16 protein-coding genes and 1 tRNA gene are annotated in these 15832 nt (G+C 71.2%); 3 read left to right on the top strand and 14 right to left on the bottom strand.

The window, feature by feature from the left end; all coding sequences use genetic code 11:
• Positions 1-96: 96 nt before the first annotated feature.
• Positions 97-321 (top strand): hypothetical protein, encoded by a 225-nt coding sequence (locus tag AB0P25_RS15110; protein ID WP_363808391.1) that lies wholly within the window; start codon positions 97-99, stop codon positions 319-321.
• A gap of 104 nt (positions 322-425) precedes the next feature.
• Here the strand turns inward: AB0P25_RS15110 and AB0P25_RS15105 are convergent, their stop codons facing one another.
• From AB0P25_RS15105 to AB0P25_RS15065, 9 genes are all read right to left on the bottom strand, one after another.
• Positions 426-968 carry a GNAT family protein gene (locus AB0P25_RS15105; RefSeq protein WP_363808390.1) on the bottom strand — a complete coding sequence of 181 codons (543 nt, stop codon included), beginning with the start codon at positions 966-968 and terminating at the stop codon, positions 426-428.
• A 77-nt stretch (positions 969-1045) separates the two neighbouring features.
• Positions 1046-1117 (bottom strand) — tRNA-Gln (locus tag AB0P25_RS15100).
• 57 nt (positions 1118-1174) lie between these two features.
• Positions 1175-2116: an NAD(P)/FAD-dependent oxidoreductase gene (locus AB0P25_RS15095; RefSeq protein WP_363808388.1), complete on the bottom strand. Its 942-nt coding sequence runs from the start codon at positions 2114-2116 to the stop codon at positions 1175-1177.
• Positions 2117-2120: 4 nt separating this feature from the next.
• Positions 2121-3638 carry a glutamate--tRNA ligase gene (gltX, locus tag AB0P25_RS15090; RefSeq protein WP_363808386.1) on the bottom strand — a complete coding sequence of 506 codons (1518 nt, stop codon included), beginning with the start codon at positions 3636-3638 and terminating at the stop codon, positions 2121-2123.
• 40 nt (positions 3639-3678) lie between these two features.
• A complete protein-coding gene (locus AB0P25_RS15085; protein WP_363808385.1) occupies positions 3679-4464 on the bottom strand; it encodes a fumarylacetoacetate hydrolase family protein in 786 nt (261 codons plus the stop codon).
• 66 nt (positions 4465-4530) lie between these two features.
• The gene (locus AB0P25_RS15080) at positions 4531-5403 is read right to left on the bottom strand and encodes a 2-dehydropantoate 2-reductase N-terminal domain-containing protein (protein ID WP_363808384.1); all 873 of its coding nucleotides are present in this window, start codon (positions 5401-5403) and stop codon (positions 4531-4533) included.
• Positions 5404-5528: 125 nt separating this feature from the next.
• Positions 5529-6659, bottom strand: a complete 1131-nt coding sequence (locus tag AB0P25_RS15075; RefSeq protein ID WP_363808382.1) for a branched-chain amino acid aminotransferase — start codon at positions 6657-6659, stop codon at positions 5529-5531.
• 25 nt (positions 6660-6684) lie between these two features.
• Positions 6685-7740, bottom strand: coding sequence for a 3-isopropylmalate dehydrogenase (locus tag AB0P25_RS15070; protein ID WP_363808381.1), 1056 nt, complete (start codon positions 7738-7740; stop codon positions 6685-6687).
• Between the two features lie 73 nt (positions 7741-7813).
• Positions 7814-9343: an MFS transporter gene (locus AB0P25_RS15065; RefSeq protein ID WP_363808380.1), complete on the bottom strand. Its 1530-nt coding sequence runs from the start codon at positions 9341-9343 to the stop codon at positions 7814-7816.
• Positions 9344-9400: 57 nt separating this feature from the next.
• Here AB0P25_RS15065 and AB0P25_RS15060 point away from each other — a divergent pair, with 57 nt between their 5' ends.
• Positions 9401-9970 carry a TetR/AcrR family transcriptional regulator gene (locus AB0P25_RS15060; RefSeq protein ID WP_363808379.1) on the top strand — a complete coding sequence of 190 codons (570 nt, stop codon included), beginning with the start codon at positions 9401-9403 and terminating at the stop codon, positions 9968-9970.
• Between the two features lie 80 nt (positions 9971-10050).
• Here the strand turns inward: AB0P25_RS15060 and AB0P25_RS15055 are convergent, their stop codons facing one another.
• From AB0P25_RS15055 to serA, 3 genes are all read right to left on the bottom strand, one after another.
• A complete protein-coding gene (locus AB0P25_RS15055; protein WP_363808378.1) occupies positions 10051-11322 on the bottom strand; it encodes a sigma-70 family RNA polymerase sigma factor in 1272 nt (423 codons plus the stop codon).
• Between the two features lie 55 nt (positions 11323-11377).
• A complete protein-coding gene (locus AB0P25_RS15050) occupies positions 11378-11743 on the bottom strand; it encodes a YciI family protein (RefSeq protein WP_363808377.1) in 366 nt (121 codons plus the stop codon).
• A 91-nt stretch (positions 11744-11834) separates the two neighbouring features.
• Positions 11835-13427, bottom strand: a complete 1593-nt coding sequence (gene serA, locus AB0P25_RS15045; protein WP_363808376.1) for a phosphoglycerate dehydrogenase — start codon at positions 13425-13427, stop codon at positions 11835-11837.
• A gap of 152 nt (positions 13428-13579) precedes the next feature.
• Here serA and AB0P25_RS15040 point away from each other — a divergent pair, with 152 nt between their 5' ends.
• Positions 13580-13960 (top strand): DoxX family membrane protein, encoded by a 381-nt coding sequence (locus tag AB0P25_RS15040; protein ID WP_363808375.1) that lies wholly within the window; start codon positions 13580-13582, stop codon positions 13958-13960.
• A 6-nt stretch (positions 13961-13966) separates the two neighbouring features.
• On the opposite strand, the gene AB0P25_RS15035 is transcribed toward AB0P25_RS15040, so the two are convergent.
• Together AB0P25_RS15035 and ilvC are read right to left on the bottom strand one after the other, a co-directional pair.
• Positions 13967-14707: a copper homeostasis protein CutC gene (locus tag AB0P25_RS15035; RefSeq protein WP_363808374.1), complete on the bottom strand. Its 741-nt coding sequence runs from the start codon at positions 14705-14707 to the stop codon at positions 13967-13969.
• Positions 14708-14793: 86 nt separating this feature from the next.
• Positions 14794-15822 (bottom strand): ketol-acid reductoisomerase, encoded by a 1029-nt coding sequence (ilvC, locus tag AB0P25_RS15030; RefSeq protein WP_121260240.1) that lies wholly within the window; start codon positions 15820-15822, stop codon positions 14794-14796.
• Between the last annotated feature and the right edge of the window lie 10 nt (positions 15823-15832).

Genomic DNA, 15832 nt, shown 5'->3' with positions numbered 1-15832 from the left:
TCCCGCTCAGTCAAGACCATCGCGCACGGATTGCGTCTACCCCAATGAGGGGGACCTCCCTAGGCTGCCCGCAGAACCGTCGAACAGGAGGACGACATGACCTTGGAGCAGACCCTCACCGAACTCGCGGAGTACGTGCGAGAAGAGCTCAGCATCGTCCGCAAGCGCGGAGAGGAGAAGACGACGCCACGCGAGCACGGCAACGACTTCCACGAGATGCAGCAGGCGGCCGACAAGGTGGACCACCTGGCCCACTCGCTGCGGAAGCTGCACGACCAGGAGTTCAGCGGCGCCTGGCGGAGGCAGAGCGCGCAGGAGTGATCGTTACCGCTCGACCCCGATGAACCGGCGGAACGCGTCGGCTCCGGCGACCATGATCGGTTCGCCCCGCACGAAGGCGTCGCGGGTGAGGACCAACCGCTGATTCACGGCGGAAGCACCGCGTCGAGCGAGCCGGGCGGTGCCGTCGGGCTGGAAGCCGACCTTCCTGCTGACCGCGAGGGATGCCGGGTTGTCGGTGAACGCACCGGAGGTGATCTGCTCGCGCCCAATTCGTCGAAGACGAAAGCGCAGATGGCCTGCCGCATTCTCGTCCCGATGCCACGCCCATGGTGTGCCAGCCCCAACCAGGAGCCGGTCTCGCCGGTGCGCGTGATCGGGTAGTCGCGCGTCCCGATGCCCTGAATACCGACGATCTCGCCGTTGTATTCGACGGCGAACTCGAGTGTCCACGCCTCGCGCGACCAGCCGGCACGCGTCCGCCAGTGATACTGCGCGAACTCCAGAGGCAGCCGGTCGGCCGGGGCGTCTGTCCACGGGTAGTAGAACGGCATGTCAGCCGGATCATGCACCCCGCCGAGCGCCACGCGGATCAGGTCGGGCAGCACATCGTCGGTGATCGGCCGCAGCACGAGCGGGCCCGCCTCGATGCGCAGGCCGAAAGGAGGGAAGGCGTCAGCGAGAAGCATCCCGCCAGTCTGCCCGGCTCCTCGTCGCGACGTCGCGGACACGCGAAAAAGCCCCGAAAAATCGGGGCCTTTCACTGCTGGGGTACCTGGACTCGAACCAAGAACAACTGAACCAGAATCAGCCGTGTTGCCAATTACACCATACCCCACTGCTCCGAACCGCGGCCCGGGCACGAGAAACAACTCTAGCCTACGCGCGGGCCGGACTACAAAACGGCGGCCCCGTCCAGCGACAGTCCGATGAGGTCGCGGTTGACGGCCGCCGCGACCACCGCGCCCGAGCCGGCGGCGACGATGAGCTGCTGCGGCCCGGGTGCCGTCGTCTCGCCCGCCGCGTAGACGCCGGGGACGGACGTGCGGCCCTGTGCGTCGGTCACCAGGTAACCGTCGGAGTCGCGGTCGAGGTCCAGAGCGTCGGCGAACGAGAGCTGGGGCGACCACACCGGTCGGAGGAAGCCGCGCGCCCGCTCGATCACCGTGCCGTCCGTCAGGCGCACGCCGGTCAGCACGCCCTTCTCCCCCACGACATCGTCGATCGGGCGGCGCTCGACCGTCACGCCGAGCTGAGCGAGCATCCGCTCCTCCTCCGCGTCGACGACCTCGGCCGCGTTCGTGAAGACGATCAGATCGTCGGTCCACTGGGTGAGCAGGAGGGCGCGCTCGGCCAGGTCGGAGGTCTCGCCGATCAGCGCGAGCGGCTGATCCGCGGTCTCGTAGCCGTCGCACTCGACGCAGCTGTGCAGCTGCGTGCCGTAATAGGCGCGGAGGCTCGGGATGGCGGGCATCATCTCCGAGACACCCGTCGCGATGACCACCGCGTCGGCCCGGACGTCGACATCCGCCCCGCCGCGCACCCCGCGCCCGGTGACACGGAAGCCGTCGCCCTCGAGCTCCACGGCGCCGACCTGCGCGAACACCACCGCGGCGTTCTCGTACGCGTCGACCTCCTCGCGGCCGAGGCGGCGCAGCTCCAGCGGCGAGATGCCGTCACGCGTGACGAAGCCGTGCGCGCGCAGGGTCGCCGCGTGCCGGGGACGGTTGCCGTCCACGACGAGCACACGCCGCCGCGCCCGCGCGAGATTGAGGGCGGCCGACAGTCCGGCCGGTCCCCCGCCGATGACGACGACCTCGAACGACTCCCCGCTCACGCCGCTACCCCAGCGCCGCCGACAGCCGGTCGAGGCGGGCGATGGTCTCGGCCTTGCCGAGGATCTGCATCGACTCGAACAACGGCGGCGACACCCGGCGGCCGGAGATCGCGACGCGGAGCGGGCCGAAGGCCACGCGCGGCTTGAGGCCCAGGCCCTCCACGAGTGCATCGCGCAGCGCCGCCTCGATCGCGTCGTGCGTCCACTCCGCCTCGGGCACCAGCTCGAGGGCGCCGAGGGACGCGGCCAGCACCTCGCCGGCGTTGTCCGGCAGCGAGGCGCGTGCGTCGTCCTCGATCGTGAGCGATGCCGCGTCAGTGAAAAGGAAGCCCAGCATCCCCGGCGTCTCACCGAGGAGTTGCACGCGCTCCTGCACGAGCGGCGCGGCCTGCGCGAGCACGTCGTGCTGCGCGGGCGTCAGCGGCTCCTCCACGACGCCGGCGGCCGCCAGGTACGGGATGGTGCGCTCGGTGAAGTCCGCCACGTCGAGCAGGCGGATGTGGTCGCCGTTGATCGACTCGGCCTTCTTGAGGTCGAAGCGGGCCGGATTGGGGTTCACATCCTTCACGTCGAAGGCGGCGACCATCTCGGACAGCGAGAACACGTCGCGGTCGTGGGTGAGCGACCAGCCGAGCAGCGCCAGGTAGTTCACCAGGCCCTCGGGGATGAAACCCCGGTCGCGGTGGTGGAAGAGGTTCGACTCGGGGTCGCGCTTGGAGAGCTTCTTGTTGCCCTCGCCCATGACGTACGGGAGGTGCCCGAAGCGCGGGACGAAGGTGGTCACTCCGGCGTCGATGAGCGCGTGATACAGCGCGATCTGGCGCGGGGTGGAGGACAGCAGGTCCTCGCCGCGGAGCACGTGGGTGATGCCCATGAGCGCGTCGTCCACCGGGTTCACGAAGGTGTAGAGCGGGTGGCCGTTGGGGCGCACCACGACGAAGTCGCTGAACGAGCCGGCCTTGAAGGTGATCTCGCCGCGGACGAGGTCGTCGAAGCTGAGGTCGTCGTCCGGCACGCGCAGGCGCAGCGCGGGCTCGCGGCCCTCGGCGCGGTACGCCGCCTTCTGCTCGTCCGTGAGGTCGCGCTCGAAGTTGTCGTATCCGAGCTTCGGGTCGCGGCCGAGCGAGATGTTGCGCGCCTCGATCTCCTCCGCCGTGGCGAAGCTCTCGTAGATGTGGCCGGACTCCTTCAGCCGCTCGATGAGGTCGCGGTAGATGTCGTAGCGCTGCGACTGCCGGTAGGGGCCGTCGGGGCCGCCGACGTCGATCCCCTCGTCCCAGTCGAGCCGCAGCCAGCGGAGCGCTTCGAGGATCAGCTGGTAGCTCTCCTCGCTGTCGCGCGCCGCGTCGGTGTCCTCGATGCGGAAGATCAGCTTGCCGCCGGTGTGCCGGGCGTACGCCCAGTTGAACAGCGCCGTGCGGATGAGGCCGACGTGCGGCGTCCCGGTGGGCGACGGGCAGAAGCGCACGCGCACATCGGCGCCGGTGGCCTCGGAGAAGGGGTGAGCGATGGAGTCAGACATACGTCTTCGATCCTACCGGGGAGGCCCGGTTCACTGCCGCCTACTTCGGGGCGCGCACCGGGTTGACGAGCGACCCCACGCCGTCCACCTCGACCTCGACGGTGTCGCCGGGCTTCATCGGCCCGATCCCCGCCGGCGTCCCGGTGAGGATGACGTCGCCCGGCAGCAGCGTGAACACGCTCGACGCGTACGCGATGATCGACGGGATGTCGTGGACCATATCCGAGATCGGCGCCTCCTGCTTGAGCTCGCCATTGAGGCGGGTGCGCAGCACGGCATCCGGAGCCAGCTCGGTCTCGATGACCGGCCCGAGCGGGCAGAAGGTGTCGAAGCCCTTCGCGCGCGTCCACTGGCCGTCCTTCTCCTGCAGGTCGCGGGCGGTGACGTCGTTGGCGACGGTGTAGCCGAAGATGTGGTCGGCCGCGTCCTCGGCGCTCACATTGCGTGCGATCTTCCCGATGATGACCGCGAGCTCGCCTTCGTAGTCGACGCGCTCGGACTGCGGCGGCTGGATGATGGCGTCGCCCAGCCCGATGACGGCGGTGTTGGGCTTGAGGAACAGCAGCGGCTCCCCCGGCGCCTCCCCGCCCATCTCGGCGGCGTGGTCGCGGTAGTTCTTGCCGACCGCCACGACCTTCGACCGCGGGATGACCGGCGCCAGCAGCGCGCCGACCTTGCCGAGCGGGACGCGCTCCCCGGTGGTCTCGAACCCGACGAACATCGGATCGCCGGCGAGCACGACGAGGGCGTCCTCGTCGACGATGCCGTAGTCGATGACGGGGGTCGTCGACCCCTCGCGGGTGTGGCTGAAACGTGCGATCTTCACGGAGTCGAGCCTAGCCCCGTGGGCGCCACGGCCGGCGCAGCGCATCCCGCAGCGGGACGCCGCATCTCAGTCGGGAGCACCCAGGGTCGCGACGATGCGGTCGATCGCCGGCATCGCGATCCCGTGCCGCTCGCCGATCCGGACCAGCGCGCCGCCGAGGGCGTCCAGCTCGCTCGGGGCGCCGGCCGCCAGATCCTCCTGAAGGGACGTGCGCATCCCGCCCGGAACGCTCCGCAGGGCGCGTACGAGGTCCAGCTCGGAGGCCGGGACACCCTCCGCCGCCGAGCAGGCGACCACCTCGGAGACGACGGCCTCGGTCAGCTCCGGGTCCTCGCTGAGCGCCGCGCCGGCCGGCTGCCGCCAGTACGACGTGAGCAGCGCGAGGGATGCGAGCAGGCGGAACTTCGCCCACAGCACCTCCGCCTCGGTGCCGCCGACCCGGACGCTCGGCCCGGCATCCGTCAGCGCCCGCACGGACGCGAACCCGACCGCGGCCTCCGGCGCCTCGATGCGGACGAACGGGCTGCGGTGGTCGATGACCGTCGGCGAGGCGCGCAGTGCCGACACCGCGACCGACGCGCCCGCGACCGGGACGCCGGGCAGCGCGGCCCGCAGCGGCTCCATGTGCTCGACTCCGTTGAGGAACGAGATCACCTCGGCCGGGCGCGCGGCGACGATGCCGGGGAGCACATCCGCCAGCCCGTACGCTTTCGTGGCGAGGATGACGCTCGCGCCCTCCGGCACCTCCGTCGCGGCGCGCACCCGCTGGACGCCGTCGCCGAACGTCGCGCTCCGCACCTCGATGCCGTCGCGCCGGATGGCCGCTACCGTCGCCGGGCGTCCGACGGCGACGACCTCCTCCCCCGACCTCTGCAGCAGCCACGCGAACAACCCGCCGACCGCCCCCGGACCGACGACCGCGAACACCACGTCACCCATGCCTCGATGCTAGCCGCGCGTGCGAAAGGGAGGAGATCAGGTAGGACGCGCCGCTGGATGCGCGGAAAGGGAGGAGTTCGCGGCCGAGGTGGCCGAGAACTCCTCCCTTTCAGGCAGTCGCGCGCTTACGCGTCCAGGCGGTACATCCAGTTGTGGCGGTCGCGCTCGCGGCCGTACTGGATGTCGGTCAGCTCCTGGCGCAGGGACATGGTCAGCTCGCCGGGAGGCGCGGTGATGTCGCCGACGGTGAAGGTGTCGGACTTCAACTCGCCGATCGGCGTGATCACCGCGGCCGTGCCGCAGGCGAACACCTCGACGATGTCGCCAGACTCGACTCCGTCGCGCCACTCGTCGATCGTCACCTTGCGGCGCTCCACCTTGTGGCCGCGGTCGCGGGCGAGCTGCAGCACCGAGTCGAGCGTGATGCCCTCGAGGATGCTGTCGGACTCCGGAGTGACGAGCGTGCCGTCCTTGTAGACGAGCACCACGTTCATGCCGCCCAGCTCCTCCAGGTACTTGCCCTCGACCGAGTCGAGGAACAGCACCTGCGCGCAGCCGTGCTCGTAGGCCTCGGCCTGCGGCAGGAGGCTGGAGGCGTAGTTGCCGCCGGTCTTCGCCGCACCGGTGCCGCCCTTGCCGGCGCGCGACCAGCGGTCCGACAGCCAGATGGACACGGGGGCCACGCCGCTCGGGAAGTACGCGCCGGCGGGGCTCGCGATCAGGTAGTACGCGACCTTGTTGGCCGGGCGGACGCCGAGGAAAGCCTCCTTGGCGAACATGAAGGGACGCAGGTAGAGGCTCGTCTCCGGCGCATCCGGTACCCAGTCTCCGTCGACCGCGACGAGCTGCTTGAGCGAGTCGAGGAAGTGCTCCACCGGCAGCTCCGGCAGCGCCAGGCGGTAGGCCGAGCGCTGCATGCGGGCGGCGTTGGCCTCCGGACGGAAGGTCCAGATCGAGCCGTCCTCATGGCGGTACGCCTTCAGGCCCTCGAAGATCTCCTGCGCGTAGTGGAACACCGCGGCCGAGGGCTCCAGGGAGATCGGGCCGTACGGCGAGACGCGCGGGCGGTGCCAGCCGCCCTTCGCCGACCAGCAGATGTCGACCATGTGGTCGGTGAAGTAGTTGCCGAAGCCCGGGTTCGCGAGGATCTCGGCGCGCTCCGCCGCCTCGCGGGCGGCCTCGTTGCGGCTGACGTTCCAGAGCAGGCCGGAGGTCTCGGTGGGTCCGTTGGTGAGGGAGATGCTGGTCGAGGTCATGACAGTCCTTTATGCGACGGGTGATTCAATTCTGCGCCACTCGGGCGGCGATCGCGTCGCCGATCTCGGCGGTCGTTCGCACAGCGCCCGTGCGGGCGGCGAGGTCGGCGGTCACCGCGGACTCGATCCGCCCGGCGAGCTCGGGCTCGCCCAGGTGGCGGAGCAGGAGCGCCGTGGAGAGGATCGCGGCGGTGGGGTCGGCCTTCTGCTGGCCGGCGATGTCGGGGGCCGATCCGTGAACCGGTTCGAACATGCTCGGGAAGGCCCCGGCCGGGTTGATGTTGCCCGAGGCCGCCAGCCCGATGCCGCCGCTGATCGCGGCCGCGAGGTCGGTGAGGATGTCGCCGAAGAGGTTGTCCGTGACGATCACATCGAATCTAGCAGGATCCGTGACGAGGAAGATGGTCGCCGCGTCCACGTGCAGGTAGTCGACCGCGACGTCGGGATGCTCGGCGGCCACCGCGTCCACGATCCGCTTCCACAGCGAGCCCGCGAAGGTCAGGACGTTCGTCTTGTGCACCAGCGTCAGCTTCTTGCGGCGCTGCTCGGCCTGGTCGAAGGCGTAGCGGACGACGCGCTCGACCCCGTACGCGGTGTTGACCGAGACCTCGTTGGCGATCTCGTGCGGCGTGCCCTGGCGGATCGCTCCCCCGTTGCCGACGTACGGGCCCTCGGTGCCCTCGCGGACCACGACGAAGTCGACCTCACCCGGTTCGGCGAGCGGGCTCGCGATGCCGGGGAAGAGCGTGGTCGGACGCAGGTTGACGTAGTGGTCGAGCGAGAACCGCAGCTTCAGCAGGAGCCCGCGCTCGATGTTCGCTCCCGCCAGCCGCGGGTCGCCGGGCTTCCCGCCGACCGCGCCGAGCAGGATCGCGTCGTGGCCGGAGATGGCCGCCAGGTCGTCGTCCGTGAGCACGTCGCCGGTCGCGAGGTAGCGGTCGGCGCCGAGCGAGAAGCGCGTCTTCTCGAACGTCAGGTCGCTGCCGGCGGTGACCGCATCCAGCACCTTCACCGCCTCGGCGATGACCTCCGGACCGATCCCGTCACCCGGGATGACGGCGAGCTTGACGGAACGGGACATGGCACTCCTGCGCTGGTTCGATGGGCGGATCCGGTACAGCCACCCTATCGCCGCACGACCGCCGCGCCGCCCGTCAGGAGCGGACGCGACGCAGGGTGACCAGCGCCACGACTGCGGCGGTCGCCACCAGTCCGACGCCGATGACGGCGGTGACGCCGACACCGCTGTCGAACGCCGCGCGCGCCGAGGTGAGCAGCTGCTCGGCGAGCGGAGCGGGCAGCCCGTCCGCGACGGACACGGCCCCGCCCAGCGTCTCCCCCGCCGCATCCGCCTGCGCGGACGTCAGGCCGGCCGGCACGACGAGCGCTGCGCGGTAGGACGCGGTGATGAGCGTCCCGAGGGTCGCCGTGCCGAGCACTGCGCCCAGCTCGTACGCCGTCTCCGACACAGCGGACGCGGCACCCGCCTTCGCCGCCGGCGCGGTCGAGATCACGAGCTCGTTCGACACGGTCTCGGCGGCGCCGATGCCGGCTCCGAGCAGCACGAAGGACGCGAGCAGCACGCTCCACGGTGCGCCGCCGCCGGTCAGCGCGACCAGCAGGTAGCCCGCCGCCGACAGCGTCAGGCCGCCCGCGATCACCACGCCCGGACGGTTGCGCCGCGCGATCGGCACCACGACGAGACCCGCGACGATCATCGTCAGCAGCCCCGGCAGCAGCACGAGGCCCGACTGCAGCGGCGTCAACCCGATCACGAGCTGCAGGTGCTGCGAGACGAAGAACAGGAAGCCGACCAGCGACACCACGCTCAGGAGGTTGACGACGACCGCGCCGCTGAAGGCGGGACGCGTGAACAGCCGCATGTCGAGCATCGGGATCGGTCGCCGCAGCTGGCGGCGCACGAACAGGGCTCCCGAGGCGACCCCGACCAGGATGGCGACCACGGCGACGAGCGAGAACCCGTCCACGGCGAGCGTCTTGATGCCGTAGACCACCGGCGCCATGGTGAGCAGCGAGAGCACGATGCCCGGCGCATCCACCGGCCCCGGCTCCGGGTCGCGGGACTCCCGCACCAGCAGCGGCGCGAGCACGAGCAGCGGGATGAGGACGGGCACCGCGAGCAGGAAGACGGACCCCCACCAGAAGTGCTCCAGCAGCACGCCGCCGACGATCGGCCCGAGAGCGGAACCCGCCGCGAAACCGGCGGCCCAGATGGCGATGGCGAGCCGTCGCTGCTCGCGCTCGAGGAACACGCTGCGCAGCAGCGACAGCGTCGACGGCATGAGCATGGCGCCGAAGACACCGAGCAGCGCGCGGGCGCCGATCAGCAGCTCGGCGCTCGGCGCGAACGCGGCGACCGCGGACACGGCGGCGAAGCCGGTCGCGCCGATGAGCAGGAGACGACGGCGGCCGATCCGGTCGCCGAGGCTGCCCATCGCGACGAGCAGGCTGGCGAGGACGAGCGGGTACACGTCGACGATCCACAGCATCCCGGTCGCGCTCGGCTTCAGCGCCTCGGAGATGGACGGCAGGGCGAAGCTCAGCACGGTGTTGTCGACCGAGACCAGGAGCGTCGGGAGCATGAGCACCGCGAGCGCCGCCCACGCACGACCGCCGGCCCGGGGCGGGACGGCGACGGGCAGACGGGTGGCGGTGGTGGACATGCGACTACTGTACCGTCTGGACGGTACAGTAGCAAGCCGCCCGACTAGCATGTGGTCATGCCGTCCGACCCGTCCGCCTCCCCCGCCTCCTCCCGCAGCGCGCGCGATCGCGTGCTCGACGCCTTCGAGGAGCTGCTGGCGGAGCAGAGCGAGCGCGCCGCGACCCTGGACGCGGTCGCGGCCCGCGCGGGCGTCTCGAAGGGCGGCCTGCTCTACCACTTCGCCTCGAAGGAGGCGCTGGTCGGCGGGGTGCTCGACCGCTTCGCCGGCCTGTTGGCCGACGACGTCGAGCGGATGCGCGCCGACGAGGCGGGACCGGTCGACTACTTCCTGCGCACCTCCATCCCCACCGACTCGCGGTTCGAGCGCGCCGTGGTCGCGGTCGCGCGGCTCGCCCAGGCCGCAGACCCGCGTGCCCGCGACGCGCTCGCCGACGCCCAGCGCGTCTGGCTGGCCGCGCTGGAGGAGGCGGTCGGCGATCCGCTGGCCGCACGGATGGTCATGCTGATCGGCGACGGGATGTACTACAACGCCGCGCTGCTGCCCGCGGCGAACACCGTGCTGCGCGACGAGACGGATGTGGACCAGCTGATCGCGCTCGTGCGCGACATCGCGTCCGAGCGGTAGCGCCTCCCACCGCGCGATTCGTCACGAATGGGCGCCATTCGTGCCGAATCGGGACCACTCGTGACGAATGCCGCAACGCCTCAGCCCGCCTCGGCCAGCAGGCGCTCCAGCGATCGCGCCGTGCGGTCGTCGCGCGCGGACCGGATGGCCGCGCGATAGGCCTCCGCCGCCTCCGTCCCGCGCCCCGCCAGCCGGAGCAGGTCGGCGCGGGCGGCGTGCGCCTCGGTCTCCAGCACGCCCACCGAGAGCGCGGGATCGGCGTCCAGCGCCGCCATCGCCACCTCGGGCCCCGCATCCGGGCTGTGGCCGAGCGCGACGATCCTTCCCAGCCGGGCGGACGGGCTCGGCCACTGTCGCACCAGGCCGTCGTACAACCGCACGATCGCGGGCCAGTCGGTCGCGTCCCACGTCGGCGCGATCGCGTGCAGGCCGGCGATGCCCGCCTGCAGGGCGTAGCGGCCGCCTCCCGCCAGCGCCGTCGTCGCAAGCGCCTCGCCCTCGGCCATCAGCGCCGCATCCCAGCGTCGCCGATCCGCCTCGCGGAGGGTCGCGAACTCGTCCCCGTCGGTCAGCCGGGTGGACTGGCGCGCCTCGGTCAGCAGCAGGAGCGCCAGCAGCCCGGCGCTCTCGGCCTCGGCGAACACGCGGTGGGCGTCACGGGCGAGCTCGATCGCGTCCCTGCGCAGGGTCGCGTCGACCGTCTGGTGACCGACGGTGTAGAGCAGGTAGATCGTGGTGAGGGCGTCGGGCATCCGGGCGGCCACCGCCGCCGGGTCGTCCAGCGCGAACCGCAGCCGGGCGTCGTGGATGCGCTTCTTGGCCCGGGTGAGCCGCGCCGCCATCGTCGGCTCAGGCACCAGGAACACGTCGGCGATGCGGCCCGTCGGCACACCGCAGACGAAGCGGAGCGCCAGCTCGACCCGCGCCTCCGGTGCGAGCTCGGGATGCGCGACGACGAGGATGAGCTCCAGCCGCTCGTCCCCGGTGAACACGGAATCCTCCTCGATAGTTGCAGCGGCGGCCGACGCGAGCGCCGCCTCCGCCGCCAGGGCGGGGGCGGCGCGCACCGCGGTCTGTTCGCGCCGCAGCGCGTCCAGTGCGACGCGACGCGCGACCGTGGTCACCCAGGCAGCGGGGTTGGCGGGAACGCGGCCGCGATCGGCCTCGGCGACGGCGCGCGCGAACGCCTCCTGCACCGCGTCCTCGGCGAGCAGGAGGTCTCCCGTGGTGCGTGCGACGGCGCCCAGGATGCGCGGCGACTCGTCGCGCCACGCCCGTTCGAGCGCGGCGCGACCGGCGTCCGCGGCCGTGGTCACGAGGCGGCCGTCACGGGGCCCCTCACGGGCCGCCATGAGGAACCGCCATCGGGAACCGCCGTCATCGGCCGCCGCCAGGGGCCGCCATCACTCAGCGCACCGCATCCAGCACCAGCACCGGGTACAGCTCGATCGAGCCGCGCGTCGGGCACAGGGACGCGAGCTCGCGCGCCTGCTCCGGGCTGGACGCCGTGAAGCTGTAGAACCCGGTGATCGCCTCGCTCGTCTCGCCGAACGGACCGCTGGTGAAGACCGGCGTTCCGTCGGAGCCGGGCGTGATGCGGGTGGCCTGGCCGGCCTCCTGCAGCGCGTTGCTGGCGACGATGCGCTCGCCCGCGGCCGCCACGGCGTCCTGGAACGCCTTGTGACCGGCCATGCCGGCCTGCCACTCGTCGGCCGTCATCGTCTCGGGGCTCCAGTTCGGCTCGCGGATGAGCAGAACGTACTCGTCGGACATGGTGTCTCCTCGGATCGTAGGGATATCGACACCCCTACGACGCAAGTCAAGCGCCCGAATCGACAGCGCGGAAGAGAAATCTTCCCCGGGGTCAGGACTCCGTGATGTCGATCTCCTGCACCAGGTCGGCGTCGATCGCGAGGCGCACCTTCTCGAGCAGTCCGTCGGGCACGCGCGAGTCGACGGTGAGGACGCTCAGCGCCTTGCCGCCGGCGGAGGTACGGGCGATCTGCATGCCGGCGATGTTGATCGCCGCCTCGCCGAACTCGCGGCCGTAGACCGCGACGATGCCGGGGCGGTCGTCGTAGACCATGACGACCAGGTGCTCGGCGACCGGCACCTCGACGTCGTAGCCGTTGATGCCGACGATCTTCTCGATCTGCTTCGGACCGGTGAGCGTGCCGGAGACCGAGATCTGCGAGCCGTCGCTCAGCGCGCCGCGCAGCGTGATCAGGTTGCGGTACTCCTCGCTGACCGAGTCCGTGATGAGGCGCACCTCGATGCCGCGCTGCTCGGCGAGCAGAGGCGCGTTCACATAGGAGACGGTCTCGCTGACGATGTTCGTGAAGATGCCCTTCAGCGCCGCGAGCTTCAGCACGCTGACATCGAAGTCGGCGAGTTCGCCGCGCACCTCCACGTCGACGCTCGTGACCGGGCTGCCGGCGAGTCCCGAGAACACCTGGCCCAGCTTCTCGACCAGCGGGATACCCGGCCGCACGTACGGGTCGATGACGCCGCCCGCGACGTTGACCGCGTCCGGGACCAGCTCGCCCGAGAGCGCCAGGCGCACCGAGCGGGCGACCGAGACGCCCGCCTTCTCCTGCGCCTCATCGGTCGACGCACCGAGGTGGGGCGTGACGACGACGTTCTCGAGCGCGAGGAGCGGCGAGTCCTGCGGCGGCTCCGACACGAACACATCGAGGCCGGCGCCCGCGATGGTGCCGGTCGTCAGGGCGCGGTACAGCGCGTCCTCGTCGATGAGACCGCCGCGCGCGACGTTGACGATGAACGCGGTGTCCTTCATCTGCGCGAGCTGGTCGTCGGAGATCATGCCGGTGGTCTCCGGCGTCTTCGGCATGTGGATGGTGACGAAGTCCGCCTGCGCCAGCAGCTCGTCCAGGGTCACCAGCTGCACGCCGAGCTGCTGCGCACGGGCGCTCGTGACGTAGGGGTCGTAGGCGATGACGTTCGTGCCGAAGGCCTGCAGGCGCGCGGTGATGAGGGCGCCGATGCGGCCGAGGCCGATGATGCCGACCGTCTTCTCGTACAGCTCGACACCGGTGTACTTGGACCGCTTCCACTGCCCCTGCGCGAGCGCGCTGTGCGCGGCCGGGATGTGACGGGCGAGGCTCAGGATGTGGCCGACGGTCAGCTCGGCGGCCGAGATGATGTTGGAGGTAGGGGCGTTGACGACCATGACGCCCGCGTTGGTCGCGGTCTTGATGTCGACGTTGTCGAGGCCGACGCCGGCGCGGGCGATGACCCTGAGCTGCTTCGCGGCCTCCAGCACCTCGGCGTCGACCTTGGTCGCGGACCGGACCAGGATGGCGTCCGCGTCGGCGACGGCGGACAGGAGCGCCGGGCGGTCGGTGCCGTCCACGTTCCGGATCTCGAAGTCGGGCCCCAGGGCTTCGACGGTGGCGGGCGAGAGTTCTTCGGCGATCAGGACGACCGGCTTTGTCACGTGGCAGATCCTTACGGTGGTGCGAGGGCTGGCTTGGGATGAAATGCGCCACGGTCGGTGGGGCGCCGAACGGCTTAACTCTAGCGGGGCGTCAAGGGCGCTTTTCGCCGCGTTACGGGCGCAGGGGCGGCGGCCCGGGAGAGGATGGACGGGTGACCCCGTTCGAGATCGTCCAACTCGTCCTGCGCATCGCGCTCGCGCTCGTGTTCGTGGGGATGGGGACGCTGCACTTCGTCCCGAGGCCCGCCCGCGGCATGGCCGCGATGATCCCGCCGGCTGTGCGGGTGGTGTCCCCGCGCGCTCTGGTGGCCTTCACGGGCGTGTGCGAGCTGGCGGGCGGCATCGGGCTGCTGATTCCGGCGACGCGGGTGGCGGCGGCGATCTGCCTGGTCGTGTTCCTCGTCGCGGTCTTCCCGGCGAACGCCTACGCCGCGGGCAAGACGGAGCGGTTCGGGGTGTTCGCCACGCCGCTGGTGCCGCGCGCGATCCTGCAGGTGGTGCTCATCGCGCTGTGCGTGGTGTGCGCGCTGTAGCGGGCGTCAGCGCACGAGACGGGCGAGGCGTGCGACGGCGACCGCCTCGGCGACCGTCGCCGCGTCCGTGATGTCGTAGCGCGCCTCCCCGCCGCCGGGGCCGCTGGGCCCTCCGACCACCGAGTCGCGGGCGGAGAGGTGGACGGCATCCACCCCGGTGGAGGCGATCGTCGGGATGTCGTCGACGCGGACGCCTCCGCCGGCCATCAATTGGATGCGCCCGCCGGCCCGCTGGGCCAGCGCCCTCAACGTCGCGACGCCGTCGATGGTGCGGCTCGCGCCTCCTGACGTCAGCACGCGGTGGACGCCGAGCGCGATCAGCTCCTCGAGCGCGGTCGCCTGGTCGCCGATGATGTCGAAGGCCCGGTGGAAGGTCACCGGGAGTCCTTCCGCCGCGTCCACGAACCGGCGCATCGCCTCGCCGTCGACGGTGGCGGATTCGTCGAGCGCACCGACCACGACGCCGGCTGCTCCCGTCGCGCGGGCGAAGCGGATGTCGGCGACGGTCAGCGCGACCTCGGCGGCGTCGTAGACGAAGCCGCCGCCACGGGGACGGACGAGCACGTGCACGAAGCCGGGCCGCTCGTCGCGTGTCGCCTGCTCGACGGCCGCCGCGACGAGTGCAGCGGATGGCGTGAGGCCGCCCAGACCCAGCGCCGTGCAGAGCTCGACGCGGTCGGCGCCCTCGGCGAGGGCGACACGCACGCCGGTCGCATCCTGCACCGCGATCTCGACGGCGACGCCCATGGCCTGCTCCTCACACGCGGAAGGGTGCCGCACGCATCGCGTGCGGCACCCTTGAGACTAGTGCGCGGTGACCGTGTGGGTCAGGCTCAGCGAGCGACCTCGCCGTCGACGTAGTCGTCGTCGTTGGAGGCGTTCCAGGCGAAGAGCTTGCGCAGCTCGCGGCCGGTGGCCTCGATGGGGTGCTGCTCGCCCTTCGCGCGGAGCGCCAGGAACTCGGGCGCGCCCGCGTCCTGGTCGGCGATGAAGCGCTTGGCGAAGGTGCCGTCCTGGATGTCGGACAGCACGGCCTTCATGTTCTCCTTGACGTGCGGGTCGATGACGCGCGGGCCGGAGACGTAGTCGCCGTACTCGGCCGTGTCGGAGACCGACCAGCGCTGCTTGGCGATGCCGCCCTCCCACATGAGGTCGACGATGAGCTTGAGCTCGTGCAGCACCTCGAAGTAGGCGACCTGCGGCTGATAGCCGGCCTCGGTCAGGGTCTCGAAGCCGTACTGGACGAGCTGCGAGACGCCGCCGCAGAGGACGGCCTGCTCGCCGAACAGGTCGGTCTCGGTCTCCTCGGTGAAGGTCGTCTTGATGCCGCCGGCGCGGAGGCCGCCGATGCCCTTGGCGTAGGAGAGGACGAGCGGCCAGGCGTTGCCGGTCGCGTCCTTCTCGACGGCGACGATGACGGGGACGCCACGGCCGGCCTCGTACTCGCGGCGGACCGTGTGGCCCGGGCCCTTCGGGGCGACCATGATCACGTCGACGCCCTCGGGCGCCTCGATGTAGCCGAAGCGGATGTTGAAGCCGTGTCCGAAGACGAGGGCGTTGCCCTCCTGCAGGTTGCCCTGGATGTCCTCCGCGTAGAGGTGGCGCTGCACCTGGTCCGGCGCGAGGATGACGATGACGTCGGCCCACGCGGCGGCGTCGGCGGCGCTGAGGACGCGGAAGCCCGCCTCCTCGGCCTTCGGCTTCGACTTCGAGCCCTCCTTGAGGCCGATGACGACCTCGACGCCCGAGTCGCGCAGGTTCTGCGCGTGAGCGTGGCCCTGCGAGCCGTAGCCGATGACGGCGACCTTCTTGCCCTGGATGATCGAGAGGTCCGCGTCGTTGTCGTAGTAGATCTCAGCCACTTGGCTTCTC

The organism is Leifsonia sp. NPDC077715, from assembly GCF_040686855.1.
Lineage (GTDB): Bacteria > Actinomycetota > Actinomycetes > Actinomycetales > Microbacteriaceae > Leifsonia.
Note: the sequence above shows the minus strand (reverse complement) of the source record. Positions and strands in the feature narration are given on the sequence as shown.